This is a genomic window from Agrobacterium sp., assembly GCF_059499945.1.
The window spans coordinates 541,695-568,635 of the sequence record NZ_JCABZP010000003.1 but is presented as its reverse complement, the minus strand read 5'-3'; the positions used below and the strand labels follow the sequence as shown (position 1 = coordinate 568,635).

Annotated in this window: 25 protein-coding genes and 1 tRNA gene; 6 read left to right on the top strand and 20 right to left on the bottom strand. The window is 60.6% G+C overall.

What is annotated here, in order from left to right; translation table 11 throughout:
• Window positions 1-44: 44 nt before the first annotated feature.
• The 4 genes from AC5I5B_RS04955 to AC5I5B_RS04940 form a co-directional block, all read right to left on the bottom strand.
• Window positions 45-248 (bottom strand): hypothetical protein, encoded by a 204-nt coding sequence (locus tag AC5I5B_RS04955; RefSeq protein ID WP_162692635.1) that lies wholly within the window; start codon window positions 246-248, stop codon window positions 45-47.
• A gap of 292 nt (window positions 249-540) precedes the next feature.
• Entirely contained in the window at window positions 541-3,735 is a 3,195-nt protein-coding gene (locus AC5I5B_RS04950) for an efflux RND transporter permease subunit (protein ID WP_003504054.1), read from the bottom strand.
• A gap of 136 nt (window positions 3,736-3,871) precedes the next feature.
• The gene (locus tag AC5I5B_RS04945; RefSeq protein ID WP_080864148.1) at window positions 3,872-5,062 is read right to left on the bottom strand and encodes an efflux RND transporter periplasmic adaptor subunit; all 1,191 of its coding nucleotides are present in this window, start codon (window positions 5,060-5,062) and stop codon (window positions 3,872-3,874) included.
• 55 nt (window positions 5,063-5,117) lie between these two features.
• Window positions 5,118-5,927, bottom strand: a complete 810-nt coding sequence (locus AC5I5B_RS04940) for an alpha/beta hydrolase fold domain-containing protein (protein ID WP_020011674.1) — start codon at window positions 5,925-5,927, stop codon at window positions 5,118-5,120.
• A 147-nt stretch (window positions 5,928-6,074) separates the two neighbouring features.
• Between AC5I5B_RS04940 and AC5I5B_RS04935 the strand changes: the two genes are divergently transcribed.
• The gene (locus AC5I5B_RS04935; protein ID WP_003504061.1) at window positions 6,075-6,974 is read left to right on the top strand and encodes a LysR family transcriptional regulator; all 900 of its coding nucleotides are present in this window, start codon (window positions 6,075-6,077) and stop codon (window positions 6,972-6,974) included.
• A gap of 25 nt (window positions 6,975-6,999) precedes the next feature.
• Here AC5I5B_RS04935 and AC5I5B_RS04930 read toward each other — a convergent pair whose 3' ends face one another.
• Entirely contained in the window at window positions 7,000-7,899 is a 900-nt protein-coding gene (locus AC5I5B_RS04930) for a LysR family transcriptional regulator (protein WP_020808778.1), read from the bottom strand.
• Window positions 7,900-8,090: 191 nt separating this feature from the next.
• On the opposite strand from AC5I5B_RS04930, the gene AC5I5B_RS04925 reads away from it, so the two are divergent.
• Both AC5I5B_RS04925 and AC5I5B_RS04920 read left to right on the top strand, forming a co-directional pair.
• Window positions 8,091-9,272 (top strand): MFS transporter, encoded by a 1,182-nt coding sequence (locus AC5I5B_RS04925; RefSeq protein ID WP_129565101.1) that lies wholly within the window; start codon window positions 8,091-8,093, stop codon window positions 9,270-9,272.
• 62 nt (window positions 9,273-9,334) lie between these two features.
• Window positions 9,335-10,168 (top strand): aldo/keto reductase, encoded by an 834-nt coding sequence (locus AC5I5B_RS04920; RefSeq protein ID WP_129565100.1) that lies wholly within the window; start codon window positions 9,335-9,337, stop codon window positions 10,166-10,168.
• 210 nt (window positions 10,169-10,378) lie between these two features.
• Here the strand turns inward: AC5I5B_RS04920 and AC5I5B_RS04915 are convergent, their stop codons facing one another.
• Window positions 10,379-12,340, bottom strand: a complete 1,962-nt coding sequence (locus tag AC5I5B_RS04915) for a methyl-accepting chemotaxis protein (RefSeq protein ID WP_111798237.1) — start codon at window positions 12,338-12,340, stop codon at window positions 10,379-10,381.
• Window positions 12,341-12,653: 313 nt separating this feature from the next.
• Window positions 12,654-12,728: transfer RNA gene (locus AC5I5B_RS04910), tRNA-Gly, on the bottom strand.
• 368 nt (window positions 12,729-13,096) lie between these two features.
• Between AC5I5B_RS04910 and AC5I5B_RS04905 the strand changes: the two genes are divergently transcribed.
• Entirely contained in the window at window positions 13,097-13,318 is a 222-nt protein-coding gene (locus AC5I5B_RS04905) for a hypothetical protein (protein ID WP_004429892.1), read from the top strand.
• A gap of 70 nt (window positions 13,319-13,388) precedes the next feature.
• Here AC5I5B_RS04905 and dps read toward each other — a convergent pair whose 3' ends face one another.
• From dps to AC5I5B_RS04855, 10 genes are all read right to left on the bottom strand, one after another.
• Entirely contained in the window at window positions 13,389-13,877 is a 489-nt protein-coding gene (dps, locus tag AC5I5B_RS04900; protein ID WP_004429894.1) for a DNA starvation/stationary phase protection protein Dps, read from the bottom strand.
• A gap of 122 nt (window positions 13,878-13,999) precedes the next feature.
• Window positions 14,000-14,758 (bottom strand): iron ABC transporter ATP-binding protein, encoded by a 759-nt coding sequence (locus AC5I5B_RS04895; RefSeq protein ID WP_111834084.1) that lies wholly within the window; start codon window positions 14,756-14,758, stop codon window positions 14,000-14,002.
• Window positions 14,755-15,723 (bottom strand): iron chelate uptake ABC transporter family permease subunit, encoded by a 969-nt coding sequence (locus AC5I5B_RS04890; protein WP_099085885.1) that lies wholly within the window; start codon window positions 15,721-15,723, stop codon window positions 14,755-14,757. Before AC5I5B_RS04890 ends, AC5I5B_RS04895 begins: the two co-directional genes overlap by 4 nt.
• Window positions 15,716-16,681, bottom strand: coding sequence for an ABC transporter permease (locus AC5I5B_RS04885; RefSeq protein WP_004429900.1), 966 nt, complete (start codon window positions 16,679-16,681; stop codon window positions 15,716-15,718). The genes AC5I5B_RS04890 and AC5I5B_RS04885 overlap by 8 nt, the downstream gene beginning before the upstream one ends.
• Window positions 16,682-16,830: 149 nt before the next feature.
• Window positions 16,831-17,769 (bottom strand): siderophore ABC transporter substrate-binding protein, encoded by a 939-nt coding sequence (locus AC5I5B_RS04880; protein WP_020808784.1) that lies wholly within the window; start codon window positions 17,767-17,769, stop codon window positions 16,831-16,833.
• A 333-nt stretch (window positions 17,770-18,102) separates the two neighbouring features.
• The gene (locus AC5I5B_RS04875; protein WP_060723731.1) at window positions 18,103-18,363 is read right to left on the bottom strand and encodes a hypothetical protein; all 261 of its coding nucleotides are present in this window, start codon (window positions 18,361-18,363) and stop codon (window positions 18,103-18,105) included.
• Window positions 18,364-18,491: 128 nt separating this feature from the next.
• Complete coding sequence (locus AC5I5B_RS04870) at window positions 18,492-20,009, bottom strand: tripartite tricarboxylate transporter permease (protein WP_004429907.1); 1,518 nt, start codon at window positions 20,007-20,009, stop codon at window positions 18,492-18,494.
• Between the two features lie 94 nt (window positions 20,010-20,103).
• Window positions 20,104-20,598 (bottom strand): tripartite tricarboxylate transporter TctB family protein, encoded by a 495-nt coding sequence (locus tag AC5I5B_RS04865; RefSeq protein WP_004429909.1) that lies wholly within the window; start codon window positions 20,596-20,598, stop codon window positions 20,104-20,106.
• Window positions 20,595-21,503 (bottom strand): Bug family tripartite tricarboxylate transporter substrate binding protein, encoded by a 909-nt coding sequence (locus tag AC5I5B_RS04860; protein ID WP_153463847.1) that lies wholly within the window; start codon window positions 21,501-21,503, stop codon window positions 20,595-20,597. The genes AC5I5B_RS04865 and AC5I5B_RS04860 overlap by 4 nt, the downstream gene beginning before the upstream one ends.
• A gap of 481 nt (window positions 21,504-21,984) precedes the next feature.
• Complete coding sequence (locus AC5I5B_RS04855) at window positions 21,985-23,082, bottom strand: ABC transporter substrate-binding protein (protein WP_371412712.1); 1,098 nt, start codon at window positions 23,080-23,082, stop codon at window positions 21,985-21,987.
• Between the two features lie 50 nt (window positions 23,083-23,132).
• On the opposite strand from AC5I5B_RS04855, the gene AC5I5B_RS04850 reads away from it, so the two are divergent.
• Together AC5I5B_RS04850 and AC5I5B_RS04845 are read left to right on the top strand one after the other, a co-directional pair.
• Window positions 23,133-23,813, top strand: a complete 681-nt coding sequence (locus AC5I5B_RS04850; RefSeq protein WP_003491888.1) for a response regulator — start codon at window positions 23,133-23,135, stop codon at window positions 23,811-23,813.
• Window positions 23,810-25,204, top strand: a complete 1,395-nt coding sequence (locus tag AC5I5B_RS04845; protein WP_111834085.1) for a sensor histidine kinase N-terminal domain-containing protein — start codon at window positions 23,810-23,812, stop codon at window positions 25,202-25,204. The genes AC5I5B_RS04850 and AC5I5B_RS04845 overlap by 4 nt, the downstream gene beginning before the upstream one ends.
• A 13-nt stretch (window positions 25,205-25,217) precedes the next feature.
• Here AC5I5B_RS04845 and AC5I5B_RS04840 read toward each other — a convergent pair whose 3' ends face one another.
• The 3 genes from AC5I5B_RS04840 to purU are packed head-to-tail and all read right to left on the bottom strand — an operon-like array spanning window position 25,218 to window position 26,754.
• A complete protein-coding gene (locus AC5I5B_RS04840; protein ID WP_004429917.1) occupies window positions 25,218-25,523 on the bottom strand; it encodes an addiction module antidote protein in 306 nt (101 codons plus the stop codon).
• A 4-nt stretch (window positions 25,524-25,527) separates the two neighbouring features.
• Window positions 25,528-25,824, bottom strand: a complete 297-nt coding sequence (locus AC5I5B_RS04835; RefSeq protein ID WP_020011654.1) for a type II toxin-antitoxin system RelE/ParE family toxin — start codon at window positions 25,822-25,824, stop codon at window positions 25,528-25,530.
• Between the two features lie 45 nt (window positions 25,825-25,869).
• Window positions 25,870-26,754: a formyltetrahydrofolate deformylase gene (gene purU / locus AC5I5B_RS04830; protein ID WP_087744912.1), complete on the bottom strand. Its 885-nt coding sequence runs from the start codon at window positions 26,752-26,754 to the stop codon at window positions 25,870-25,872.
• Window positions 26,755-26,941 lie beyond the last annotated feature (187 nt).

Below are 26,941 nucleotides of genomic sequence, written 5' to 3'. Positions count from 1 at the left end.
CACGGCAAGCTATGCCGCAGGCAAAGTCCGGAGCCAGGCCGGCGTTAAATCCGCTGCACCGCCGTCAAGTGGCTACGCGAGCGCGCTTCCAGCAAGGATGTGCGAATGGCTTCCATCAACCGCTCGCGATTGTTTCTGGTCTTGCCTCTGTCGAGATTTTGCGCGGAAAGCGCGAGATCAAGACCCTCATGCATCACTATCGAATAGGCAACGGTCGTTGCCCAGCTTTCGTAGTCCTGCTCCATCATGTAGCCCCTGAACTAAATCATTTAGTCCGAATCACCCTGTTCTTGGAAATTACCACAAAATACAAAGCATAAAATAGCGCTGTTTCTTGCGGTTCTCTTCGTGTGATGGCGCTATATTGATTTTTGACGGTTTTAAAGTGGGACAATATAGGCGTATTTGTCACTTAAGCATTTGAATCTGATTCTATTTCAGGATGGTTGCATAGACGTTCCCGCCCATGAAAAACGCCGCGCATCCGGGGGGATGCGCGGCGGGCTTGCGTCGAAGGTGGCGGTGGATGGGAGTATGGTCTCAGCCGGCCTTTTCGAGCTTGTAGTCCGAATTGGCCGGTTCTTCCTGCTTGTGCTGGATGAGCGGGCGGTTGCCCGACAGCTTGCGCACCAGCACGTAGAAGACCGGTGTCATGAAGATGCCGAAGAACGTCACGCCGATCATGCCGGAGAAGACAGCGACACCCATGGCCGCGCGCATTTCGGCACCCGCACCTGTCGAGACGACCAGCGGCACCACGCCCATGATGAAGGCGAGCGAGGTCATCAGGATCGGGCGAAGGCGAAGCCGGCTTGCCTCGACCGCCGCCTGAAGCGGCGTTCGTCCCTCGAATTCCAGCTCGCGGGCGAATTCCACGATCAGGATCGCGTTCTTCGCCGACAAGCCCACAAGGACGACAAGGCCGATCTGCGTAAAGATGTTGTTATCCCCTCCCGTCAGCCAGACGCCGGTCAGGGCCGCGAGCACACCGAGTGGCACGATCAGAATGATCGCGATCGGCAATGTGAGGCTTTCATATTGCGCAGCCAGCACGAGGTAAACCAAGAGCAGCGCCAGCGGGAAGACCACGATGCTGGAGTTGCCGGCCAGAATCTGCTGGTAGGTCAGGTCCGTCCATTCGTAGTCAATCCCGGCCGGCAGGTTCTCCGCGAGGATTTTCTCCATCGCCGCCTGCGCCTGTCCAGAGGAATAGCCCGGTGCCGGACCGCCGTTGATATCGGCTGCAAGGAAGCCGTTATAACGGTTGGTGCGTTCCGGTCCCGTCGTCGCATCCACCTTCAGCAGCGTCGAAAGCGGGATCATCTGACCCGTTGCGGAGCGAACCTTCAGGCGGCCGATATCTTCCGCATGGGCGCGGAACTGCGCATCCGCCTGCACACGCACGCTGTATGTCCGCCCGAAGGCGTTGAAGTCGTTGACATAGAGCGAACCCAGATAGATCTGCAGCGTCTGGAAGACGTCGCTGACCGAAACGCCCAGCTGCTCGGCCTTGGCGCGATCGAGATCGGCGAAGAGCTGCGGCACGTTGATCTGGAAGCTGGAGAAGATGCCCGCCAGCTCCGGCGTCTGGTATGCCTTGGCGATCACGGCTTTCGCCGCTTCGTCAAGCGTCTGGTAGCCGTAACCGGCGCGGTCCTCGATCTGCAGCTTGAAGCCGCCCGTCTGGCCGAGACCGTTGACCGGCGGCGGCGGGAACATGGCGATGAAGGCATCCTGAATGCCCGCATATTTCTGGTTCAGCTGCATGGCGATGGCGCCGCCGGACAGTTCCGGCGTCTTGCGCTTTTCGAAGTCATCGAGAATCGCGAAGACGATGCCGGAGTTGGAGCCGATGGTGAAGCCGTTGATCGACAGGCCCGGGAAGGCGATGGCGTGGCTGACGCCGGGCGTTTCCATGGCGATATCGCTCATCCGCTTGATGACGCTTTCCGTCCGGTCGAGTGTTGCGCCATCAGGAAGCTGGGCAAAGCCGATCAGGTACTGCTTGTCCTGCGCCGGCACGAAGCCGCTCGGAACGGTCGTGAACATGCCGTAGGTTGCAGCCACCAGCGCCATATAGACCAGCATCACCAGGCTCTTGCGCGTCACCAGCCCGCCCACGGTCTTGCCATAGCCGTTTGAGGCGGCGCCGAAGGCGCGGTTGAAGCCGCGGAAGAACCAGCCGAAAATCCGGTCCATGAAGCGGGTCAGCCAGTCTTTCGGTGCACCGTGCTCTTTGAGCAGCAGTGCCGCGAGAGCGGGTGACAGCGTCAGCGAATTGATCGCCGAAATGACGGTGGAGATGGCGATGGTCAGTGCGAACTGCCGGTAGAACTGGCCTGAGAGGCCGGAGATAAAGGCAAGAGGCACGAAGACCGCAACCAGAACCAGCGCGATTGCGATGATTGGTCCGGACACTTCACGCATCGCCTTATAGGTGGCGTCACGCGGCGAGAGCCCGTTTTCGATGTTTCGTTCGACGTTTTCGACGACCACGATCGCGTCATCCACCACGATGCCGATGGCGAGCACCAGCCCGAACAGCGTTAGCGCGTTGATGGAAAACCCGAAAGCATACATGACGGCGAAGGTGCCGATGATCGAGACCGGAACGGCGATCAGCGGAATGATCGATGCGCGCCATGTCTGCAGGAAGAGGATGACGACCAGCACCACGAGGCCAACGGCCTCGAGGAGTGTATCAACGACCTTTTCGATGGAGGAGCGCACGAATTTCGTCGTGTCGTAGACGATCTCGTATTTCACGCCGTCAGGCATTGCCAGCTGCAGATTGTCCATCGTGGCGCGGACATTGTCGGCGATTTCGATGGCGTTGGAGCCGGGGGCCTGGAGAACTGCCACAGCCACGGCGGGTTCACCGTCGAGCAGCGAGCGCAGCGTGTAATCGGCAGCACCGAGTTCAATGCGGGCGACATCGCGCAGGCGGGTGATTTCGCCGTTGGCGCCGCTCTTGACGATGATGTTGCCGAATTCTTCCGGCGTCGTCAGACGGCCCTGGGCATTGACGTTGAGCTGCAGGTCGACGCCGTTGGGGCTCGGCGAAGCGCCGATGACACCGGCTGCCGCCTGTACGTTCTGCTGGCGGATGGCGTCGGAGACGTCGCTGGCAGCCAGATCGTGTTCGGCGACCTTCTGCGGATCGAGCCAGACGCGCATGGAATAGTCACCTGCGCCGAAGACCTGCACCTGGCCCACGCCTTCGATGCGGGCGAGGCGATCCTTGACGTTCAGCGTTGCGTAGTTACGCAGGTAGGTGATGTCATAGGCGTCGGTTTTCGACACCAGATTGACGACCATGATGAAGTCGGGTGAGCTCTTGACCGTCGTGATGCCGAGTGCGCGGACTTCCGCCGGCAGGCGCGGTTCGGCCTGCGAAACGCGGTTCTGCACCAGCTGCTGCGCCTTGTCGGGGTCGGTACCGAGCTTGAAGGTCACGGTCAGCGTCAGCACGCCGTCGGATGTCGCCTGACTGCCCATATAGAGCATGCCTTCGACACCGTTGATCTGTTCTTCAAGCGGCGTGGCGACGGTTTCAGCGATAACGGCCGGGTTCGCACCCGGATAGGTGGCGCGGACGACGACGGATGGCGGAACGACTTCCGGATATTCGGAAATCGGCAGGGCGCGCATGCCAAGAAGGCCTGCCACCACAATCAGGATCGACAGAACGCCGGCGAATACCGGCCTGTCGACAAAAAATCTGGAAATATTCATATCCAGTCCCTCTCCGGGTATATTTTGGAATGCAAAGGCCGTTCCGGCGGCTTTTCTGCCGCCGGTGAAGGCCGGTTCTGTCTGAAGGGGCGTCTCGCGGGAGGGCGGGACGCTTATTGATCAAAAAGGCGGTTACTTACTGCGAGGCAGCAACCTTGTCCTCCGCCTGTGGTGCGATGGTTGCACCGGGGCGAATGCGCTGCAGGCCGTTGACGACGATCGTATCACCGGCGGCAAGGCCGCTGTCGATGATGCGCTGGCCATCAGCCGGTGCACCCGGCTTGATCTGGCGGTAGCTCACCTTGTTTTCGGCATCGACCACGAAGACGAAACGCTTGTCCTGATCCGTGCCGATGGCGCGGTCGCTGATGACGATGCGGTTTTCCGGCTTCGGTTCGCCCATGCGCACCCGCACGAACTGGCCCGGAATGAGCCTGCCGTCCGGATTGTCGAAGATGGCGCGGACACCGATGGTGCCGCTTGCCGAATCCACCTGGTTGTCGATCAGGTGCAGGGTGCCCTTGATCGGCGTGCCCTCATCCGAAAGCGTGCCGATTTCGACAGGGATCTGTTCGAGAGCGGGCAGGGCGCCATCGGTTTTCGGCAGTTCGGCAAGCGCCTTCGCAACCGTGCCTTCGCTGGCGTTGAAGCTGGCATAGATCGGGTTGACCGATACCAGCGTCGTCAGTGCAGGCGAGGTCGAGCCGGCGGCGACGAGGTTGCCGGCGGTGATTTCGATGCGGCCGACCCTGCCGGAAACCGGTGCGATGATTTCGGTATAACCGAGATCAAGCTGGGCCGTGGTCAGTGCTGCGCGGGCGGCGCGAAGCTGGGCTTCGGCATCCGCAAACGAGCTCTGGCGCTGGTCGAGATCGCTCTGGGAGATGGTGCGGTTGTCGGAAAGCCTGCGGCCACGGTCGAGTTCCGTCTTCGCCAGGCTGACCTTGGCTTCGGCGGAAGCGACCTGTCCTTCAGCGCCTGCAACGGCAGCCTGATAGGGGGCCGGATCGATGGTGAAGAGGGGATCGCCTTCCTTCACCAGCGCGCCTTCGCGGAAATGCACGGCCTTGATCTGGCCGGCGACGCGGGAGCGGATCTGCACCCGGTCAACGGCTTCGAGACGGCCGGAAAATTCTTCCCAGCGCATCACGTCACGGCTTTCCACCTTGGCGACGGTAACCGGGATCGCTGGTGTTTCAGCCGGGGTGGAAGCGGCCGTTGCATCGCGGCTGGTGGGGAGGTCGAAAAACAATGCTGCGGCTGCAACGGACATAGCCAGCCCGATACCGGCACCCGTCAGGGCCCGGCGCTTGGTGTTCAGCGTCATGGGTTTCTCCTTGGCTCGGATCAGGAGCCGGTCAGTTTCTCAATAAATGCGGTATTCAGTGTTTCAACTGGTCAACGAAGGTCTTGAATTCCGAACAGACGGATGAGACCCATCCGCCGCCCTCTCCTTGATAGAGCCCCGTCCAGCCGACGCCGGCGGGAAAAACATGCTGCCGGACGCTGACGCCTGAGGCGATGAGGCGGTCTGCATAATTGACCGTTTCGTCGCGCAGAGGGTCGTCCTCGGCCGTAAAGATCAGCGCCGGCGCCACCCGGTTCAGCCGCGTGCACTGGCAGGGCGCGGCATAGGGGTGGAAGAACCCGCACGCCTTGGCAAGGTAATGGCTCCAGCCATCGGCCCAACGCTGGCGCATGCCGATCCTGTCCGCGTCGCGGAAGGATTCCGTCGTCATCATCGGGTCGATCATGGGCGACAGAAGAATCTGGCCTGCGAGCTTGCCCGGCATGCGGTCACGGGCCTTCAAGGCAAGCCCCGCCGCCACATTGCCGCCTGCTTCTTCGCCGGCCACAAACAGCAGCGATTTCGCGCCGCCATAGTGCTTGCGATCCCGGCTCAGATGATCGAGCGCCTCATAGGCGCAGTCGATCACCATCGGAAACTCGTTGCCGGACGGCTTGCTGTAATCGGCTTCCACGACCACTGCACCGCTTTCCGCAAGCGCGCGGGCCACCGGAAGCTCGGGGCAATTGCCGCCCGGCTCGAGGCCGGGTTCCAGAAAGGATCCGCCGCGCAGATAAAGCACGACAGGCGGATGGCTGCAGAGGCAGGAACCTTCATAACGGCGCACGGAGAGCTTCGGCGCGGACGCTTCGCTGCTGCCGATGTTTTCCCAATGCGCGTTCATGACTCCAGATCCTTTGCGCCGCCACCAATAGGCGGATCGTATTGCAAAATCTGAAATCCATATTATTGTTCGGATCGAAACGATCAAGCATGCAAATTTGAAAACACTATTCCGAAATCACGGATAATCATATCTCCGAGGCAGTGAATGGATCAGCTCTCCGCCATGCGGGTTTTTACGCGAGTTGTGGAAACCGGCAATTTCAGCCGCGCCGCCACCGCGCTGAACATGCCGAAAACCACTGTCACCAACATGGTGCAGGCGCTTGAGGCGCATTTGCACACCACACTTCTCAACCGCACCACGCGCCGGGTGATGCTGACAACGGACGGCGCTCTCTATTATGAGCGGGCCTCACAGATTTTATCGGAAATCGAAGAACTTGACGGCAGCATGTCCAGCGCACAAGTGCAGCCATCCGGCCGGTTGCGGGTGGAAATGGCCGGTGTCTTCGCGGACCTGGTGGTTATCCCACATCTTTGCGAATTTTACCAGCGTTATCCGCATATCCGTCTCGATCTCGGTGTCGGCGACCGTCTGGTCGATTACATCGCGGAGAATGTCGACTGCGCACTCCGGGTCGGCGTGCTGCGCGATCAGTCGCTGATTGCCCGAAAAGTGGGCGAACTCCGGTTCGAAACATTCGCCTCGCCATCCTACATCGAAAACTTCGGCATGCCGCGAGAACCGGAGGATCTGGAGAAGGATCATTATTCGGTGGGCTACCTCAATGCCACCACCGGCCAGATCATGCCGGCCTCCTTCGACAATGGTGTGCGCAGCGTTGAACTGACCCCGAACTATGTCGTCTCGGTCAATGACAGCCGTACCTATCTCAACGCGGCACTGGCCGGCATGGGCATCGTGCAGCTTCCCGTCTTCATGGTGAGGGATGCGCTTTCGCGGGGTGAACTGGTGCCGGTGCTTTCCGAATGGCGGCGCGAAGCCATGCCGATCTATGTGGTCTATCCACAAACCCGGCATGTGACCAACAAGGTCCGCGTTTTCGTCGACTGGCTGGCAAAGCTCGTTCACGGCCTGGTGTGAGGCGGCCAATCACCTTCCGGCCCAATCAGCGCCCGACCCTTGTGGCGAGGAAATCGATGAAGGCGCGCACGCGGGCGGCGAGATGCTCGTGGCCGGCATAAACCGCGTGGATTACCTCCATGTCCTCGGCATTATAGTCCTCAAGGACAGGGATGAGCAGGCCGGCCTTGATATCGGGTTCGATATGAAATTCCCCGACCCTTCCTAGTCCGAGACCCGTGAGGCAGAGCCTGCGCATCGCCATGCCGCTATTGACCGATGCATTGCCGGTGATGGGGAAGCGATACACCTCCGTCGATCCGGGATCGCGGAAGGGCCATTCGTTGAGGCTGCGGCTGAAATTGAAGCTCAGGCAATTGTGCTGCGCCAGATCCTGCGGTTTTTCCGGCATGCCGTGTTTTTCGATATAGGCAGGGGAGGCGACGATGACGCGGCGGACTTCTTTCAGCTTTCTTGCCTTCAGGGATGAATCGCCCATGGCGCCGGAGCGGATCGCAATATCGGTGCGTTCCTCGATCAGGCTGATGACGCCATCGGTCAGCGAGATATCCAGCTCGATCTCCGGATAAAGCGACAGAAATTCCGGTGCAAGCGGCAGGAGATAACGTTCCCCGAAGCCCAGCGTCGCATTGACGCGCAGCAGGCCGCGCGGCACCACCTTGCCGCCGCTCGCCACGATCTGCTCCGTTTCAGTGATGTCGGCGAGAATGCGCCTTGCCCGCGCCAGATAGACTTCGCCCTCCGGTGTGAGCGTGACAAGCCGGGTGGAGCGGGCCAGCAGTCGCGTGCCGAGGCGGTCTTCGATGCGTGTGACAAGCTTGCTCACCGCCGAGGGAGAAAGCTTCAGCCTGCGCCCGGCCGCGGAAAAGCTGCCGAGTTCCGCCGCTGCCACGAAGACTTCCATTTCTCCGGCCCTGTTGTCCATCGCCTCACCATCTGTGAAATCAATTCAAAGGCGTTTATCCGATCTTGCCGATTATCATGCAAGTCCCCTTCGCCCATATTGCATCCATAGATTTGATCCAACCGGACAGCGCCGCTGTCCAAATGATCCAAACCGACAGTCCTGCTGTCCAGAACGCCCGCGATCCCGCTCCGGGCGGAGAGGTAGTCATCATGCCATTGGCCATATTTGCCCTGACGATCGCGGCCTATGCGATCGGAACAACGGAATTTGTCATCGTCGGCCTGCTGCCGACGGTTGCCAACGATCTTCACATCACCCTGCCGCTGGCCGGTCTCATCGTCAGCGTCTACGCGCTTGGCGTCACCTTCGGCGCGCCGATCCTGACAGCGCTGACCGGCCGGATCGAAAGAAAGCCGCTGCTGCTCGGCCTCATGGCCCTGTTCATCGTCGGCAACAGCGCTGCGGCCCTGTCGCCGAGCTATGAGATGCTGCTCGTCGCCCGGGTCATTGCCGCCTTCGCCCATGGCGTCTTCTTCTCGGTCGGCTCCACCATCGCCGCCGATCTCGTGCCGGAAAACCGCCGCGCCTCGGCCATCGCCATGATGTTCATGGGGCTGACGGTCGCCATCGTCACCGGGGTTCCGCTCGGCACCTATATCGGGCAGGTCTTCGGCTGGCGCGCAACCTTCTGGGCTGTTGCCGCCCTTGGCGTGATTGCCTTCCTGGGCATCGCCACGCTTCTGCCGAACACGCTCAAGAAAGCGCCGCCGGCAAGCCTCTTCGATCAGGTCTGCGTTCTCGGTTCCGGCCGCCTGCTCATCGTTTTCGCCATGACCGCGCTCGGTTACGGCGGCACCTTCGTCGCCTTCACCTTCCTTGCGCCGATCCTGCAGGATGTGACCGGCTTTTCGGAAAAGAGCGTCAGCCTGATCCTCGTGCTCTATGGCATCGCCATTGCGGCCGGCAATATTGGCGGCGGCAGGATCGCCAACCATAACCCGGCCAAGGCGCTGATCGGTCTCTTCCTCGCGCAAGCCATCGTGCTGCTCGTCTTCTCCTTTACGGCCGTTTCGCCGGTGTTGACGCTTATCACGCTTGCCGCGCTCGGTTTCCTGTCCTTCGCCAATGTTCCCGGCCTGCAGCTTTATGTCGTGCAGCTTGCCAAGGAACACCGTCCCGGCGCGGTCGATGTCGCCTCGGCGCTCAATATCGCCGCCTTCAATCTCGGCATCGCGATTGGCGCATGGCTCGGCGGTCTGGTGGTGGAATCGCCGATGGGCCTTGCTGCAACGCCCTGGGTCGGCGCCATCCTCGTCGCCATCGCCCTGCTTTTGACCCTCTGGAGCAGCGCGCTCGACCGCCGTGCCGCGCTGACGCTGAAAACCGCCTGAGCTTTTCGCAAAATTCCCGGCCATGTCCCAGGCTGGCCGGGCAACCTCAAAGGAGAAAATATATGTTTGATGTCACCGCAAATGGCGCTTCGATCCCGGCGCTCGGCTTCGGCACCTTCCGCATTCCCGGCCCCGATGTCCTGCGCATCGTTCCGCATGCGCTGAAGGCCGGTTTCCGTCATATCGATACCGCCCAGATCTATGGCAACGAAGCCGAGGTCGGCGAAGCCATTGCTGCTTCGGGCATTGCACGCGGCGAGGTGTTTCTCACCACCAAGGTCTGGGTCGAGAACTACAAGCACGAGGCCTTCCTCGCCTCCGTCGACGAGAGCCTGAAAAAGCTGAAGACCGATTATGTCGACCTGCTGCTGCTGCATTGGCCGAACGACGCGGTCTCGCTTGCCGAACAGATCGGAGCGCTGAACGAGGTGAGGCAAGCCGGCAAGGTGCGCCATATCGGCGTCTCCAACTTCAATACGGCGCTGATGGCCGAGGCGGTGAAGCTTTCCAAGGCTCCGATCGTGACCAACCAGATCGAATACCACCCCTATATCGATCAGGACGTGGTTATCGCTGCCGCCAAGGCTGCCGGCATGTCGGTAACGGGCTATTACGGCATGGCCGATGGCAAGGTGTTTGCCGACCCGGTGCTGAAGGAGATCGCCGCAAGCCGGGGCAAGTCTGTGGCGCAGGTGGTGCTGCGCTGGCTCGTGCAGCAGCAGGGTGTCGTCGCCCTGTCGAAAACGGTCAGCGAAGCCCGTGTCGATGAAAATCTCGCCATCTTCGATTTCGAGCTTTCGGCCGATGAAATGGCGACGATCCATGCGCTCGCCAAGCAGGATGGCCGTATTGTCTCGCCGGATGGGCTCGCGCCTGAGTGGGACGAGGTTGCCTGATTATCAGGGCGGGCATGGGACGTCACCCCGGACTTGATCCGGGGTCCAGTGCGATCAAGTCATTGATCGCGGAAGATTCCTTTCATGGCGCCGACGCGCCATGGCTGGATGCCGGGTCAAGCCCGGCATGACGGAGGAGAGATTTTCAACCTTTGTCACCAACTTCACGACACCCGGATAGTGATCCGGGTGTCTTTTGAGTGGATGGTATTAGAATTCCGCCCAGCTCTGCTCTTTTGACGCGGTGGATACGCCGAGTGCCGCGGCCACCTGGCCCATCATGCGCCGTGCCGGCGATGGTCTCGGCTGGGCATTGTCCGCAACGCGCAGCTGCGTCGATGGCTGATGGGCGTTTCGGGTTTTGCGGGCGGTTGCGGCGGTGCCGTCGAGCCTGAACTGGCCGATGATTTCGCGGAGCGTCTCGGCATCGCCGGCAAGCGATGTGCTGGAGGCCTTGGCCCTTTCGACCATCGCGGCATTCTGCTGCGTCACCTGATCCATCTGGTTGACCGCGCTGTTGACCTCGGCCAGGCCGACCGACTGCTCCCTTGCGGAGGTTGCGATGGCGTCGAGCTGCGTATTGATGGCGATGACGTGGCCTTCAATAACCTTCAGGGCATCGCCCGTGGCGGTCACGAGTTTGACGCCGTTTTGAACCTCGTCGGCGGAGTTGCGGATAAGCTCCTTGATTTCCTTGGCTGCCTGCGCCGAACGCTGCGCCAGCTCACGCACTTCCTGCGCGACAACCGCAAAACCTTTGCCCGCCTCACCCGCACGGGCCGCCTCGACCCCTGCATTGAGCGCCAGAAGGTTGGTCTGGAAGGCAATCTCGTCGATGACGCCGATGATGTTGGAAATCTGGCTTGAGGAGCTCTCGATGCGCTTCATGGCGTCAACCGCATTTGCGACGACCTGACCGGAGGTTTGCGCCGATCGGTTCGCCTCCACCGCCACGCTTCGCGCCTCTTCCGTGCGCTTCGTCGAATTGCTGACGTTGCTGGTGATCTGGTCGAGCGCGGCGGCTGTTTCCTCCAGCGAAGCGGCCTGTGTTTCGGTACGGTGCGACAGGTCTCCCGCACTCGAATTCAGTTCCTGCGAGCCGCCATCGATCGTCGCCGTGACCTCGGCAACCGAGAGCAATGTCTTGTTCAACTGACCGACGGCCATATTGAAGTCCGCCCGCAGGCTTTCGAAATCCGCCGCGAAAGGCGTCGTCAGCTGATAGGAGAGGTCGCCGTCGGCCATATGCTTCAGGCCGCCTGCCAGACCGCTTGTCGCCTCCGCCATTTCCGCCGCGCGCCTGCGGTCTATATCGGCGGCCCTTTGACGGTCCGCTTCGGACTGGTCGCGCACCTGGGCCGCATCCGCTTCCAGCCGGCGGGCCTTCAGCTCGTTGTCCTTGAAGATCTGCACGGCCTTGGCCATGGTGCCGACCTCATCGCGCCGGTCCGTTCCGTCGATGTTGGCGGAAAGGTCGCCATTGGCAAGCCTCTGCATGGTGCCGGCAAGCCCCTGCATCGGCGTGACAAGCCAGGTGCGGATCGCGAAATATCCGGCGACGACCACCGTAAGGAAACCGAGGATGACCGCTACGACGGTAATCAGCGCGGTCTGGTCGCTCGTCTCCGTCAGAGCGCCGCTCTCCGTGTCGTTGCGGGTTGTGATTTCCGTGGCGATCTGCGTCAGTTTCGCGCCGATCCTGGCGAAGACCGGCTGGCATTCCATGCCGAATGCCTTTTGCGATGCCAGTGCCTCCTCCACGTTCGATGCGGTGCGGCCCAGATTCCAGGCATTCTTGCACGTAACATTGTAGAGTCTCAGCGCTTCGTCCTTGAGTGCGGGCAGACGGCTGTCACCGGGGACCGAGGCGATGGCCTTATCCATCAACTGGGCAAATTCCCCACGCGTGGCCTTTGCCTCGACTTCGGCGGCGGCATTGCCCTCTTCCGTAAAGGCAATCATCATATCGGCCAAAGCGGCGCGTCCGTTCAACAAGGCATGGTTTGCCAGTGCCAGGTTGAGGGCTGCCGCGCTGTCATGCTCGATAAGGTCGCTATAGCTCTTGTCGATTGTCTTGATCTGCACTGCGGAATAAGCCGCGATCAAGATTGCGCAAATGCCGAACAGCGCAAATACCGTCAGGAATTTTCCAACGACAGGAATATTTCTCATGGCAACAACTCCGATAGGAAATTGATCCCTTCATGGGTTCTGTGTCGGCATCATGCACTTTGATGGGGAATTATATACTTGGCAAATTAAGAAATAATTATGTATTATTAGCGGATATGCATTTAATATTCATTTTTACTTTGAATAAATTATGTAAAAGTAATGAATAATACTTTGATGGAGTGAGGTGATCAGTGGCATCTTCCGGCCTCTGTTCAACGCGCAATGCGGCTGAACGCCATGCCTGTGGCACAGCCAATCATGGTGCAGAGCTGAAATTCTTTTTTGATAGTTCTGTATCTGCTGGGAAAACTGGAGCGGGCGAAGGGATTTGAACCCTCGACCCCAACCTTGGCAAGGTTGTGCTCTACCCCTGAGCTACACCCGCTCAAATCCACCGGTCCGGGGTAGTTCGCTGAACCGTGGGCCACCGAAGCGGCGACGGGTGCTATATCGCTCAATCGTTTTTGGAATGCAACAGTTTCTTTTGCGGTTTCGGTGGAAATCCACGCGGCTGCACGTTTTTCCGCAGTGCAAGGGCGGCCGGGAACCGAAACAAGAGCGCGCCAGGGAGAAGATGTTGTTTCGATTGGGTTTTATCTCCTTCCTACGGAATATGGCGGTGGAGGAGGCCAGAAAATAACCTATTTACATTTGGTTAAAATCTGATTCGACAAGTGATTCGTTCGGGTGTACAAATTTGATGTCCACGAAAAAAAAGAAACGATACTTGGCATATCATCAGGAGGATGAGCCTTGTCGTACGCAGCTTTTGAACGGGTTGGCGCACAATTGTCGCCGGAGCAGATTACCGATCTGCAGAATATTTTCGATGGCGTATGTTTCGAGTGTTTTCAAGATCGCAGTAGCCACGTTGCCAATGAGTGCGCAGCGGTTCTTATCCGCAGCGCCCAGCGGGGCATTCTCGATCACGAGATGCTGCGGGACATCGGGCTTGCCGTTCTGCGGCGCCACTGACGCTTGAATACGAGAAAAAAGCGCCCGGATCATCCGGGCGCTTTGTTGTTGGGGTGGCGGATTTTTCCGCTCAGCTCTTTTCCTGCACATGCGCTTCCAGGAACCAAAGCGACTTGTCGAGATCGCGCGAGGCGGCGGTGAAGATGTCGGCCGTCGTCGGATCACCGGCCTCGTCGGAATCGTCGATGGCCTTGCGGATCATGTTCGCCACGTCGCCATAACGCTCGATCAGCGCATCCAGATGGTCGTGGATTTTGTAGATATCGGTCGGATAGGCCTTGAGCTTGGTCGTCGAGGAGACGGATTGCAGGCTGCCAAGCGCCGTGCCGCCAAGCTGGACGACGCGCTCGGCAATCGTGTCGCCGTGATTGTCGAGTTGTGTGCGGAACGTATCGAGAAGTTCATGGACGGCGATGAATTGCGGGCCCTTGAGGTTCCAGTGCGCCTGCTTGGTGATGAGCGCAAGGTCGATGACGGAAGCGAGCGATTCATTCAGAATGCCGATTACGGTCGACTTGGCGTTGGAAGGCAGGTCGTTCTTCGTCTTGTGCGTCTTCATCGATGTCTCCTGAAGTTGCGGACGGAATGCCGCTTTGGAAAAGTCCGTCGTTTAACGTCCGGGCCTGTGGCCCTGTTCCATGCTAAGCACTGGGACAGTAAAAATCCTGCACAATCATCATGTCATTCGTAAAACAGGCAGATGCGCCGGCCGTCTATCTCATTGACGCGGATCGGCATGTCGTAGATTTCCTGGAGAATCTCGGGGCGGATGATCTCTTCTGCAGGTCCGTGATGGCAGATGCGGCCCTCGCGCATGGCGATGATGGTGTCGGAATACCAGGAGGCGAAGTTGATGTCGTGCAGCACCAGAACCACGGTCTTTTTCAGCTCGTCGGCGGCCTTGCGCATGATCTTCATCATGCTGGAGGCGTGTTTCATGTCGAGATTGTTGAGCGGTTCGTCGAGCAGCACATAATCCGTATCCTGACACAGCACCATGGCCACGAAGGCGCGCTGGCGCTGGCCGCCGGAAAGCTCATCCAGAAACCGGCCGGCAAGGGGTTCGAGATGCAGATATTCCAACGCCCGGTCGATATGGACCTTGTCCTCGATGGTGGGGCGGCCCTTTGAATAGGGGTAGCGGCCGAAATCGACGAGGTCGCGCACCGTCAGGCGCGAGGAGATGTGGTTGTCCTGCCGCAGGATAGAAAGCCGCTTCGCCAGCGTGTCGGAAGCGGTTTTCGTAACATCGAGCCCGTCGACCGTGACGGTCCCGGCATCCATCGACATCAGCCGCGCCACGATGGAAAGCAGCGTCGATTTTCCCGCCCCGTTCGGCCCGATGATGGAGGTGACGCCGCCTGCCGGAATGGAGACGGAGACGCCGTCTATCACAACCGTGTCGCCATAGGATTTGCTGATCTGATTGGCGATGATCATCGCGCACCTCGTTTCAGAATAAGACCGATAAAGACGATGCCGCCCAGAAATTCGATGATGATCGAGAGCGCCGTATCGAAGGCGAATATCCGCTCCAGCACCACCTGACCGCCCACGAGGCAGATCACGGCGATGAGGATCGCGGCCGGCAGCACATATGCGTGCTTGCCATTGCCGGTGAGATAATGGGCAAGGGCCGCAACCAGCAGCCCGAAGAACATGACCGGGCCGACAAGCGCGGTGGAGACGGCAACGAGCACGGAGACCAGAACGAGGATGATGGTGACCGTGCGCTTGTATTCGACGCCGAGGCTGATGGCCGTCGCACGGCCGAGCGAGAGGACATCGAGCGTGTGCATGAGCCTCAGCCCGATGATGGTCACCACGCCGATGATGACGGCGGAGACCATGAGAAGGGTTGGATCGATGGAATTGAAGCTGGCGAACAGCACATCCTGCAGCACCGTATATTCATTGGGGTCGAGCACGCGCTGCATGAAGCCCGAGAGGCTGCGGAAAAACACGCCGAAGACGATGCCGACCAGTACGAGAAGATGCAGGCTGCGTTCCGCGCCGACGAACAGCCAGCGATAGAGCAGGGCGGAAAAGGCGACGAGCAGCCCGGTTTCGACGAGAAACTTCAGTTGCGGATCGATCATCACGACGGTTGCCGAGCCGAAGACGAAAATCAGCCCCGTCTGCATCAGCACGTAAAGCGAATCGAAGCCCATGACCGAAGGGGTGAGGATACGATTGTTGGTGACCGTCTGGAACAGCACGGTGGAGACCGCGATGGCATAGGCCACCAGCAAAAGCGACAGAAGCTTGATGCCGCGAAACGGCAGCACGAAGCTCCAGCTTCCCTTTGCGCCGAGCGTCATGAAGGCGGCCATGGAGAGGAGCGCGAATGCCGCAAGCACGAGCAGAACGGTTTTTGCGCGCCTTTCGGGGTTTCTCTCACGCATGGTGGCGTTTCCGCAGCAGGAGATAAAGGAACAGCACGCTGCCGATGACGCCGACCACGGTTCCGATCGGTATTTCATAAGGCGCGCGCACGGTTCGGCCGATGATGTCGCAGGAGAGAACGAAGACTGCGCCAAGCGTCGCCACCCATGGAACCGAGCGGCGCATATTGTCGCCGATCATCAGGCTGACGACGTTCGGCACGATCAGCCCGAGAAAGGGGATCATGCCGACGGTGACGACGACAACGGCGCTGACCAGCGAGACGATGGTGAGGCCGAGCGCCATCACCCGGCGATAGTTGAGGCCGAGATTGGTGGTGAAGTCGCGCCCCATGCCAGCCACCGTAAACCGGTCCGCGGCGAGATAGGCGGCAATGGCGAAGAGGAAACCGACCCAGAGCAATTCATAGCGGCCGCGCAGCACGCCGGAAAAATCCCCCGTCATCCATGCGCCGAGCGATTGCAAGAGATCGAAACGATAGGCGAAGAAGGTGGTGACGGCGGAGATGACGCCGCCCAGCATGATGCCGATCAGCGGCACCAGCAGCACGTCCCGCAATGGCACTTGTCTCAGGATACGCAGGAACAGCGCGGTGCCGGCGAGCGCGAAAACGGCGGCCACCAGCATCTTGCCGAAGATCGGCGTGTCGGGTGCAATCAGGGTGACGGTGAGCAGGCCGAGACCGGCGGATTCGGTGGTGCCCGCCGTCGAAGGCTCCACGAAACGGTTGCGCACCAGCATCTGCATGATGAGACCGGCAATCGCCATCGAGCTTCCGGCCAGTATCAGCGCCAGCGTGCGCGGAATGCGGCTGACGAGCAGCACGCGCAGTGCATCCGTGCTTGTGTCAGGTGCAAAAAGCGTGGCCAGAGAAACGTTGCTCACACCGACGAACAGGCTGACGATTGCGAGTGTCAGCGCCAGAAGAAGGGCAAGGATGAGAGACAGGGATTTCACGTTGGTGGTATTTCGAAAATAGCGAAAGCTCCCGGTGGCTTGGCAGGCTGCCGAAACAGGCGTCCGACCTCTCCTTGGTCCTCCTCGGGTCAAGCCCGAGGATGACTGGGAGTGTGGAGCAGCCTTCAGGAGCGAGTGCCCAGCAGTTTTTACGACTTCTTCTCGGAAACGGCCTTGTAGACCTGATCGAGCAGGGTGGTGAGCGCCGTATAACCGCTGCTGACGATATAGGCCGCCTGCGGGTCGAGATAGACGATCTGCTTTTTCTTCCAGGCATTGGTCTGGTGCACCAGCTCGTTATCCAGCACCTGCGCGGCTGCCTTGCCCGGATCGGTGGCGCGGCCGATGCCGGCATCGCGGTCGATCACGAACAGCCATTCGGGGTTGACCTCGGCCAGATATTCGAAGGACACGACGTCGCCGCGGTCGAAGCGGTCGTCAATATCGGCGGCAACGGGCTTGAAGCCGATTTCGGTGTGCAGCCAGCCGGTGCGCGAGCTTGGACCGTAAACGCCGACCTTGCCGGCATTGGTGACGAGGATCATCGCCGTGCCGGAGTTGGGAGCGATCTCCTTCAGCTTCGCGACCTTCTCATCGATGACGGCATCCAGCTTCTTTGCTTCTTCCTGCTTGCCGAAGATATCGCCGAGCTTGGTGATGTTGCCTTTGACGCTGTTGATGAATTCCTTGGAATCGATCGACATGTCGATGGCGGGCGTGATCTTCGCAACGTCAGGATATTTCGCCCGCGAACGGCCGCCGACGATGACGAGATCGGCTTCCGCCGCATTGATAGCCTCGTAGTCGGGTTCGAACAGCGTGCCGACCTTCAGATATTTGCCGTCGGCATATTTCTGCAGGTAGGTCGGCAGGTTGGAGCCGACGACGCCTGTTGGCTCGACGCCGAGCGCATCGAGATTGTCGAGCGAGGGAATATCGAGAACCAGAACCTTCTTCGGTGCCGCCTTCAGCACGGTCTCGCCCTGCGCGTGCTTGATCGTCATTTCCTCAGCGCCCGCAGTCATCGCGCCAAGGCTGAAGGCCGCTGCCGCCAGCAGCCGAACGGGGAAGGTGAAGTTGATGGCCACTTATATGTCCCTTGCAATATGGTTCTGAACCGGCGGAAGTGCTCCCGCAGGGTTAACTTGACGTTCGCTATCAGCTTTATTGGCAAGGTATGCGGAAATCAAAAATATGTTTTAGAACGGTTCTGAATTGCGGTGAGCGGGAAATGTGGGGACAGTGAAACATTTGCTCAAACCTCTTCCCGGTCATCCTCGGGCTTGACCCGAGGATCCACTGTGCTGGGGTGATGGATCCTCGGGTCAAGCCCGAGGATGACGTTGAGGGTGAGGAGAGGCCGGGGCCAATGTCGTGGGTGCCCTTTTATCCGTCTGTTTTACCCGTCACGACAGCCGCGCTCACTCCGGCGGCCAGTCACCAACGATTTCGCGTCTCTCCAGCTTCAGGGAGCGGTCTGGCTGTATTCGGTAGGTCTCAATCGCCAGCCGTCCGTCGCCCATGACGAATTCATTACTGAGCGTGCTGCCGATGGGAGATTTGGTCAATTTGGTGCGGGGCTGTCCGCCATAGGTGATGCTGCCGGGAATGGGCTCCACGTCGGGTGCGGCGGTGGCGCAGCCGACGAGGGCCAGAACCATCAAGATCGCGATCTTGCGCATGTTTTTCTCCTGCGTTTGGAGCGGAATCATATCATGGCCGCGTCTGCGCCACACATCCCGTTGGCGTGAATAAAAAAGCCCCGCATCCGAAGATACGGGGCCAGTTGCCCTGGGAGGTTTCCGGTTTATCAGTCCTCGTTGGCGGCAAGCTGCGTCAGCACCTCGCCGCGGCCGCGAATACGCATGATCAGCGGAATGATGAAGGCGGCTGCCGCGACAAGGAACAGGCCAACGGCAATCGGTGAGGTGAACAGCACCGTCGGGTCGCCCTGGCCGATGGCGAGCGCGCGGCGCAGCTGCTGTTCCGCAAGCGGGCCGAGGATGAGACCGACCACCGCAGGTGCAATCGGATAACCGAAGATGCGCATGATGTAACCGAGGATACCGAAGGCGAGCAGCATGCCGAGTTCGAACACGGACGGGTTGGCGCCGATGGTGCCGAGCGTCGCGAACAACAGAATACCCGCATAGAGCCATGGCTTCGGAATGGTCAGCAGCTTCACCCACAGGCCGACCAGCGGCAGGTTGAGCACCAGCAGCATCAGGTTGGCGATGAACAGGCTGGCGATCAGGCCCCAGACCAGCTGCGGATTGGTGGCGAACAGCAGCGGGCCGGGCTGCAGGCCGTATTGCTGGAAACCGGCGAGCATGATGGCGGCGGTCGCCGTCGTCGGCAGGCCGAGCGTCAGCAGCGGCACCAGCGTACCGGCGGCGGACGCGTTGTTGGCGGCTTCCGGACCAGCCACGCCTTCAATGGCGCCATGGCCGAATTCTTCCGGATATTTGGTCAGCTTCTTTTCGGTGGCATAGGACAGGAAGGTGCCGATTTCAGCACCGCCCGCTGGCATGGCGCCGATAGGAAAGCCGATCAGCGTGCCGCGCAGCCAGGCTTTCCAGGAACGCGCCCAGTCCTGCGCGCTCATCCAGACCGAACCCTTGACGGCCTCGACCTTGTCCGGGCCGGTGCTGCCCTGCGCGACGATGAACAGTGTTTCGCCGATGGCGAACATGGCCACCGCAAGCGTCGTTACTTCCACGCCGTCAAGCAGATCGGGAATGCCGAAGCTCATGCGGGTCTGGCCGGTCAGCTGGTCGATGCCGACGATGGCAAGGGCAAAGCCGATGAACAGCGAGGTGAGGCCGCGCAACGCCGAATCTCCGAAAGCGGAGGAAACGGTCACGAAGGCCAGCACCATCAGCGCGAAATATTCACGCGGGCCGAAGACCAACGCCAGCTTGACGATGTATGGCGCGATAAACGCGAGCGCGATGGTGGCGATGAGGCCGGCGACGAAGGAGCCGATGGCGGCGGTGGCCAAGGCCGGGCCGCCTCTGCCCTTGCGGGCCATCTTGTTGCCTTCGAGCGCGGTGACGATCGAGGCGCTTTCGCCCGGCGTGTTGAGCAGGATCGAGGTGGTCGATCCGCCATACATGCCGCCGTAATAGATGCCGGCGAACATGATGAGCGAGCCAGCGGGATCGAGCCTGTAGGTGACGGGCAGAAGCAGCGCGACGGTCAGCGCCGGCCCGATGCCGGGCAGAACGCCGACGGCGGTGCCGAGTGTGACGCCGATCAGCGCATAGAGCAGGTTCATGGGTTGGGCGGCAACCTCAAGACCGTGCAGCAGGAATTCAAAGGTACTCATGGACAGATGTCCCCCTGTCGGGCGGAACGGCTGGCGTATGCGTCATCGCGCGCCTGCGGTTTCCTGTGATCTCGAATTTTGGTCGGAATGGCCGTCAGAAGAACAGCCGTTCCAGAGGCCCGGCGGGCAGTGAAAGCTGCAGCAGCCGCGCGAAAATAAACCAGATGACGAAGCTGAGGGCGATGCCGATGGGGATCGAATACCAGAGCTTGCGTTTGCCGAAGGCGCGCGCCGTGAAGGCAAAAAGCAGGCCGGTGGCAATGGAGAAACCCGCCACCTTCAGCAGCAGCATCTGCGCGGCAAGACCGGCGACAACCCAGATAACAGGGGCAATTTCCTGTCTGTCGCGTTCGGGAAAATCGCCGCGCCATGCTTCGATGGCCGTCCAGAGCGCCAGGCCGATGAGACAGAAGCCGATGGCGTAAGGCACGGTTGCCGGGCCGACCGGCGAATAACCGGTGACGCTGGCGAGACGGGCGCTGTCCCAGAAGATCACGCTTGCGATGAGGACGAGGAAGACGGCGATCGCCAGCGCCGCCCAGTCAGGGCGGCGCTTTTGATGCTCAGAAGGGTTGGAACCCTGGCTCATTTTACCAGTCCGATGTCTTTGAGGATGGCGGCGGTGGCGTCGGTATCCTTGGCGAGCTGCGCCTTGAATTCGTCACCGGCAAGATAGGTGTCCATCCAGCTCTTGGTCTTCAGGGTTTCCTGCCACTTGGCGGATTTCACCAACTTCTCGATGTCCGCATTAACGGCCTTTTCCTGTTCCGGCGTCAGGCCGGGAGGAGCGGCGACCATGCGCCAGTTCTGGACGACGACATCAAGGCCGCTTTCCTTCAAGGTCGGTGCGTCGACACCTTCCAGCTTCTCTTCGCTGGAAACCGCGAGCAGGCGCAGCGTGCCGGCCTTCACCTGGCTTTCGAATTCACCGTAGCTCGAAATGCCGGCCGTTACCTGCGAACCGAGGATCGAGGCAAGCGCTTCGCCGCCGCCGGAGTAAGCGATGTAGTTGATCTTGGTCGGATCGACGCCGGCCGCCTTGGCGATCAGGCCAACGGCGATATGGTCGGTGCCGCCGGCGGAACCGCCGCCCCAGGAAACGCTGCCCGGGTCCTTCTTGAGCTGGTCGACGAGGTCGCCGATGGTCTTCAGCGGCGAGGATGCCGGAACGACGATGGCTTCATATTCGCCGGTCAGACGGGCGATCGGCGTTACTTCCTTAAGCGTGACGGGCGCATTGTTGGTGAGGATGGCGCCGACCATCACGTAACCGCCGACGATGAGGGCGTTCGGGTTGCCCTTCTGCTGGCTGGCGAACTGCGCAAGACCGATGGTGCCGCCGGCGCCCGGTACGTTCTGTACCTGAACGCTCTTGGAAATGCCTTCTTCCTGCAGCACGCTCTGCAGGGAACGCGCGGTCTGGTCCCAGCCGCCGCCGGGATTGGCCGGGGCAATGATGGTGTAATCCGCTGCAGCGGCCGGAAGAGCGATCATGCCCGCCAGAAATGTGCCGATAAGAAAATGTTTCACGTAGAAAACCCTCCTCAGGATGCCCTTTTTGGGCGTCGTTTTTCGTTTATGCGGGGGGCTTTCAGGACGCGTCTGTGCCGGCGCTGAATAGTCAGCGTGGTGCTTGGCAATCGTCCTGGATTTCCTCCCGCATCTTCTTCCGCCTCCACGGAATGAAGAAGGATTGCAGAGCATCACAAAAAGCTGTCATCTAACTGACGCTACGCAAGTCCTTGCTCATTTACTCTCTATTAATTTCCGTCGGACGTCTACTGTGGCGTGTGTGGGCGACTTTGTTTTGCGCTTTTGAAGCTTGCTCCACCCTCATTCCCGTGCCTGTCACGGGAATCCAGCCGATGCGCGCCGGCGCGGCGGAAGGACTCCTTTCAACCCAAGGACTTGGGCTGGCTGGATCCCTGTGACAAGCCCAGGGATGAGGGAGGTGAGCGCACCCGGCATCCTCGAACTACTGTGAGCGAAGCGCCTCGTTCCAGCGCTCGATCAGGCGGCTGCGTTTCACCTGATCCAGATAGACCATCAGGCCGGGGCTGACGGGTACGGGGCGCAATTGTGCGCCGTGGATGGCCTGCATGGTGTTGGCGGTGTTTTCGCCCGCCACCTCAGGGCTGACGGCGGGAATCTGCAATTGCCGGGCCATGATCGTCTGGCCCTCCTTGGACATGAAGAACTCGAGATAACGACGCCCGAGCGCCGGGTTGGCGGCGGCTTCCGGCACCAGCCCGATACGCGACATGACCACGGTATAGTCTTTCGGCAGCACGATGCCGACATCGGGGTGGCGCGAGGCCCAGTCGGCCGCATAAGAGCCAAGAATGTTGTATCCCAGCACGAAGCGGCCGTCGGAGACCCGCTCCAGAATGGCGGAGGAGGTGGAGTAGACCTTCACGCCCGCCGCGCCCATGGCCTTGATGACGTTCCATATATCGCCGAACTGCTCCTGATCGCGTGACATGAACAGGAAGCCGACACCGGAGCGTTCGATGTCGTAAGTTGCGATGCGGCCATGCACTTGCCTGGCGTGGCGTTCGAGATAATCGACAAATTCGGCGCGGGTGGCGGGCGGCTTTTCCGTGGTGAAGCTCGGCTTGTGATAGACGAAAACAGCCGGCTCGAAGGTCAGCGCATAGGCGGTGTTGCGCCAGTTCGCCCAGGCGGGCCAGCGGGCGCTCATGGCAAGATCGGAGCGCTGCGCATAACCGTCATTGCTCAGCTTCACCTGCAGATCCATGGCGGAGGAAAAGGCGAAATCGGCGGTCTTCTTGCCCGCATCGGTTTCTTTCACGATGCGGTCGTAGATTTCGCCGGTTAGCATATCCTCGTAGTGGACGGCGATATCGGGATTGGCCTTCTGGAAACCCTCGATCATCGGCGTCGCCAGCGGCTCATCCAGCGAGGAATAGACCACCAGCGTTTCCGCACCCGCCTTGCCTGATGGGGCGGGAAAAATGGCGACCTGCGCAAGCGCGGGCGAGGCCATGCAAAGACAGAGGCAGAGAAAAAGGCAGATACGCATGGAAAAGATCATGCCGCACGCGCTTGCCATTCACAAGCGGCAAGGGCTTGGTTAAATTCGGCGGATTGCGGGAGGAAGATTTGCGTATTTTGCTGGTCGAGGACAATCAGGTGCTGTCGGAAGGGCTTTCCGCACTTCTGCGCGGCAGCGGTTATGCGGTGGACGTGGTTTCCGATGGCGCTTCCGCCGATGCGGCGATTGCAGCGGAAAGTTTCGACCTCGTCATTCTCGATCTCAACCTGCCGGAAATGGATGGCATCGAGGTGCTGCGCTCCATGCGCTCGCGTCAGGACAAGGCGGCGGTGCTGATACTGACGGCGCGCGGCACGCCGGAAGAAAAGGTCAAGGGGCTCGATCTCGGCGCCGACGACTACATGATCAAGCCGTTCGACATCACGGAATTCGAGGCCCGTGTGCGGGTGCTGCTGCGCCGCAATGCCGGCTTGCGTTCCTCCGCCCTCAGTTTCGGCAAGGTGCTTTTCGATCTCAATTCCCGCACCTTTTCCGCAGATGGGCGCCCGCTCGATATTCCGGCGCGCGAGGTGGCGCTGCTTGAGGTGCTGTTCATGCGGGCCGGCAAGGTTGTCGCCAAGGAGGCGATCGTGCAGTCGCTGACCGGCTTCGACGACGATATTTCCGCCAATGCCATCGAGCAATATGTCAGCCGCCTGCGCAAGCGGCTCGCGCCCCACGGGCTGACGGTCAAGACGGCGCGCGGTATCGGTTATTATCTCGAAAAGCTGCCGGAGATGGCTGAATGATACAGGCCGCCTATTCGCTCAGGCGGCGACTTCTAGGCTGGCTTCTCATCTCCACCGCCATTATCGGCTGCGTTGCGCTCACCGATACCTGGCGGGAGGCGGTCAACACCGCCAATGTCGTCTCCGACCGGGTGCTCTCAGGTTCGGCGCTGGCCATTGCCGAACGCGTGGTGGTTGCCGAGGACGGGTCACTGGAAGTGGATATTCCCTATGTCGCGCTGGAGATGTTGACATCGGCGGCGCAGGACCGGGTATTCTACCGCGTCGATGGGCCGAACGGGCAATTCCTCACGGGTTACCAGAACCTGCCGACGGTTGCGAACCCGGCGGGTGATACGCCCGCCTATCGCGATACCGTGTTCCGCGATGAACCGATCCGCATCGCCGCTATCAGGCGTTTCGCTTCCACCGGCATCAATTCCGTGCCCTTTTCCGTCACCGTTGCCGAAACCACGATTGCCCGCAGCCAGCTGGCGCAGGCGATCATCCTGCGGTCCGCGCTTCGCCTGCTTCTGATGATCGTGGGGGCTGCGATCATCGTCTGGATCGCGGTGACGATTTCGCTCCGGCCGCTTTACCGGCTCAGCGAAGCCATTGCCGAGCGCAGCCCGAACGACCTGCACCCCATCCGCCAATCCGTGCCGGTGGAGGTGGAAAATCTGGTTGAGACGGTCAATTCCTTCATGGTGCGGCTGCAATCGGCGCTCGATGCGCTCCGGCATTTCACCGGCAATGCCAGCCATCAGCTGCGCACGCCGCTCGCCATCATCAGCACCCAGCTGGCCCTTTCCGCCCGCGCCGCAAGCCTTGAAGAGGCGCAGGCGGCGGCGCTGAAGGGCGGCGCTTCGGTGGCCCATGCCGAACATATCCTCGCCCAGCTGCTGCGCATGGCCAATATCGATGCCGCCGGTTCGAGCGAAAAACATGATTTTTCCGCGATAGACCTGGTGGCCGTCGCGCAGAACGTAACCGCCGATTTCGTGCCGCGCGCGGCCGACGCCGGCATCGATCTCGGTTTCGAAGGTGAAGGCGAAGCGACAATTCCCGCCGAGCCGCTCCTAATCGGCGAACTGATCGGCAATCTCGTTTCCAATGCCATCAATTATGCCGGGCGCGGGGCGGAAGTCACCGTGCGCGTCGGCAGGCAAGCGGGCGCTGTCTGGCTGGAAGTGGAAGATAACGGCCCCGGCATACCCCCGGAAAAACGCGCCATGGTGCGCCAGCGCTTCGCCCGCGGCGAAGCCAACGCCGCCCCCGGCGCCGGCCTCGGCCTTGCGATCATCGAGGAGATCGCCGGGCTTTTTGGCGGGCGACTGATGCTGGAGGACGGCGCGGGCGGGCGCGGTTTGAGGGCGCGGGTGGTGTTTGGTGGCGTGGAAAAGGCGCCGTAGCCCGCCGGGTTTATCAGGCGGCCGTGTCTGCAGGCGGTTTCGCCACCAGCGAGAGCCTGTAGCCCAGCGCGTCGGCGACCTTGGCAATCGTCGCCAGTTCCGGATTTCCCTCGCCGCTCAGCGCCTTGTACAAGGTCTGGCGGGGAAGGCCGGTTTGTCTCGAAAGGTCAGTCATACCCTTGGCCCGCGCCACGACGCCCAGCGCATGGGCGAGCTCCTGTGCATCGCCGCTCTCTGTGGCGTCGGCGATGTAAGCGGCAAGCGATTCGTCACTATCAAGGTAGCGGGCAGCATCGTAATCGCGTGTCACAAGTGGCATGGTCTCACTCCTTGAGCGCTCTGGCCAGTTTCTTGGCTCTGGCGATGTCGCGGGGTTGCGATGCCTTGTCGCCGCCACACAGCAATATGATGACGACATCGCCGTGCCGGACAAAATAGACCCGATATCCGGGTCCAAGGTCGATCCTGAGTTCGCTGACGCCTTCGCCAACCGGTTTCACGTCTCCGGGATTGCCGTCCGCCAGCCGGTAAATGCGGCGTGCGATGCGGGCGCGCGCCTGCACATCGCGCAGACCCGCCAGCCAGTCGGCAAACTCGCTTGTTTCCCGGATCGTGAGCATGGTGCAATGTAAACTGTGGTTGTCATTTCGTCAATGACGAAGGTTTCACCCCATCCGCTCGGAAGCATAGCTGCCGGGGCTCGGCGGGAAGACGACCGTGCGGTTGCCGTTGATGAAGGTGCGGTGGTGGATATGGGCGTGGATGGCGCGAGCCAGCACCTGGCTTTCCACGTCGCGGCCAAGCGAGACATAGTCGTCGGCCGATTGTGCATGGGTGATGCGCACCGTGTCCTGCTCGATGATCGGGCCTTCGTCGAGATCGGCGGTGACGTAATGCGCCGTTGCGCCGATAAGCTTCACGCCGCGCTCATAGGCCTGCTTGTAGGGGTTTGCGCCCTTGAAGCTCGGCAGGAAGGAGTGGTGGATGTTGATGATCTTGCCCGACATCTTGCGGCAGAGGTCATCGGACAGAACCTGCATGTAACGGGCCAGCACCACGAGTTCCGTGCCGCTCGTTTCGACCAGGTCCATCAGCTGCGCTTCGGCCTTCGGCTTGTTCTCCTTCGTCACCTTGATGTGGTGGAAGGGAATGTCGTGGTTGACCACCACTTTCTGGTAATCGAAATGGTTGGAGACGACGCCGACGATATCGATCGGCAGCGCGCCGATCTTCCAGCGATAGAGGAGGTCATTGAGGCAATGGCCGAAACGCGACACCATCAGCATTGCCTTCATGCGCTGGCCGTCCGGATAGATATCCGCTTCCATGCCGAATTTTTTCGCCACCGGCTGAAAGCCTTCGGTGATGGCTTCAAGGGAAGCGCCTTCTTCCGAAATGAAGGAGACGCGCATGAAGAACTTGCCGGTCTCGAGGTCGTCGAACTGCGAACTGTCGACGATGTTGCAGCCCTTTTCCGCCAGATAACCGGAAATCGCGGCGACGATGCCACGGGTCGATTTGCAGGCTACGGTCAGAACATAGGATGTCATTCGTTTTCCCTCAAAGACTTCACGCCGGCATCGGCCGGCACAGTTCGGCGCGTTCCATAGCGCAGCTTGGCGGCGGAGCAAAGCGCCAAGGCGACGTAGCCAAAGTCATAGGGCGGGAAACGGGCGCGCGCCGTGCCGGAAGCGACATGGAATGTTCCATGGCCAGCACGGCGGCGCCGGCATTCTG

Excerpts from the sequence above, each read along its gene's own strand:
- AC5I5B_RS04865 (WP_004429909.1), bottom strand. The coding sequence starts at position 20,598 with ATGAGCCAGGGTTCCAACCCTTCTGAGCATCAAAAGCGCCGCCCTGAC.
- AC5I5B_RS04895 (WP_111834084.1), bottom strand. The coding sequence starts at position 14,758 with ATGATCATCGCCAATCAGATCAGCAAATCCTATGGCGACACGGTTGTG.
- AC5I5B_RS04840 (WP_004429917.1), bottom strand. The coding sequence starts at position 25,523 with ATGCCACTTGTGACACGCGATTACGATGCTGCCCGCTACCTTGATAGT.
- AC5I5B_RS04875 (WP_060723731.1), bottom strand. The coding sequence starts at position 18,363 with ATGCGCAAGATCGCGATCTTGATGGTTCTGGCCCTCGTCGGCTGCGCC.
- AC5I5B_RS04935 (WP_003504061.1), top strand. The coding sequence starts at position 6,075 with ATGGATCAGCTCTCCGCCATGCGGGTTTTTACGCGAGTTGTGGAAACC.
- dps (WP_004429894.1), bottom strand. The coding sequence starts at position 13,877 with ATGAAGACGCACAAGACGAAGAACGACCTGCCTTCCAACGCCAAGTCG.
- AC5I5B_RS04945 (WP_080864148.1), bottom strand. The coding sequence starts at position 5,062 with ATGACGCTGAACACCAAGCGCCGGGCCCTGACGGGTGCCGGTATCGGG.
- AC5I5B_RS04855 (WP_371412712.1), bottom strand. The coding sequence starts at position 23,082 with ATGGCAAGCGCGTGCGGCATGATCTTTTCCATGCGTATCTGCCTTTTT.
- AC5I5B_RS04870 (WP_004429907.1), bottom strand. The coding sequence starts at position 20,009 with ATGAGTACCTTTGAATTCCTGCTGCACGGTCTTGAGGTTGCCGCCCAA.
- AC5I5B_RS04955 (WP_162692635.1), bottom strand. The coding sequence starts at position 248 with ATGATGGAGCAGGACTACGAAAGCTGGGCAACGACCGTTGCCTATTCG.
- AC5I5B_RS04890 (WP_099085885.1), bottom strand. The coding sequence starts at position 15,723 with ATGCGTGAGAGAAACCCCGAAAGGCGCGCAAAAACCGTTCTGCTCGTG.
- AC5I5B_RS04925 (WP_129565101.1), top strand. The coding sequence starts at position 8,091 with ATGCCATTGGCCATATTTGCCCTGACGATCGCGGCCTATGCGATCGGA.
- AC5I5B_RS04950 (WP_003504054.1), bottom strand. The coding sequence starts at position 3,735 with ATGAATATTTCCAGATTTTTTGTCGACAGGCCGGTATTCGCCGGCGTT.
- AC5I5B_RS04915 (WP_111798237.1), bottom strand. The coding sequence starts at position 12,340 with ATGAGAAATATTCCTGTCGTTGGAAAATTCCTGACGGTATTTGCGCTG.
- AC5I5B_RS04930 (WP_020808778.1), bottom strand. The coding sequence starts at position 7,899 with ATGGACAACAGGGCCGGAGAAATGGAAGTCTTCGTGGCAGCGGCGGAA.
- AC5I5B_RS04940 (WP_020011674.1), bottom strand. The coding sequence starts at position 5,927 with ATGAACGCGCATTGGGAAAACATCGGCAGCAGCGAAGCGTCCGCGCCG.
- purU (WP_087744912.1), bottom strand. The coding sequence starts at position 26,754 with ATGACATCCTATGTTCTGACCGTAGCCTGCAAATCGACCCGTGGCATC.
- AC5I5B_RS04860 (WP_153463847.1), bottom strand. The coding sequence starts at position 21,503 with ATGATCGCTCTTCCGGCCGCTGCAGCGGATTACACCATCATTGCCCCG.
- AC5I5B_RS04920 (WP_129565100.1), top strand. The coding sequence starts at position 9,335 with ATGTTTGATGTCACCGCAAATGGCGCTTCGATCCCGGCGCTCGGCTTC.
- AC5I5B_RS04835 (WP_020011654.1), bottom strand. The coding sequence starts at position 25,824 with ATGCTCACGATCCGGGAAACAAGCGAGTTTGCCGACTGGCTGGCGGGT.
- AC5I5B_RS04845 (WP_111834085.1), top strand. The coding sequence starts at position 23,810 with ATGATACAGGCCGCCTATTCGCTCAGGCGGCGACTTCTAGGCTGGCTT.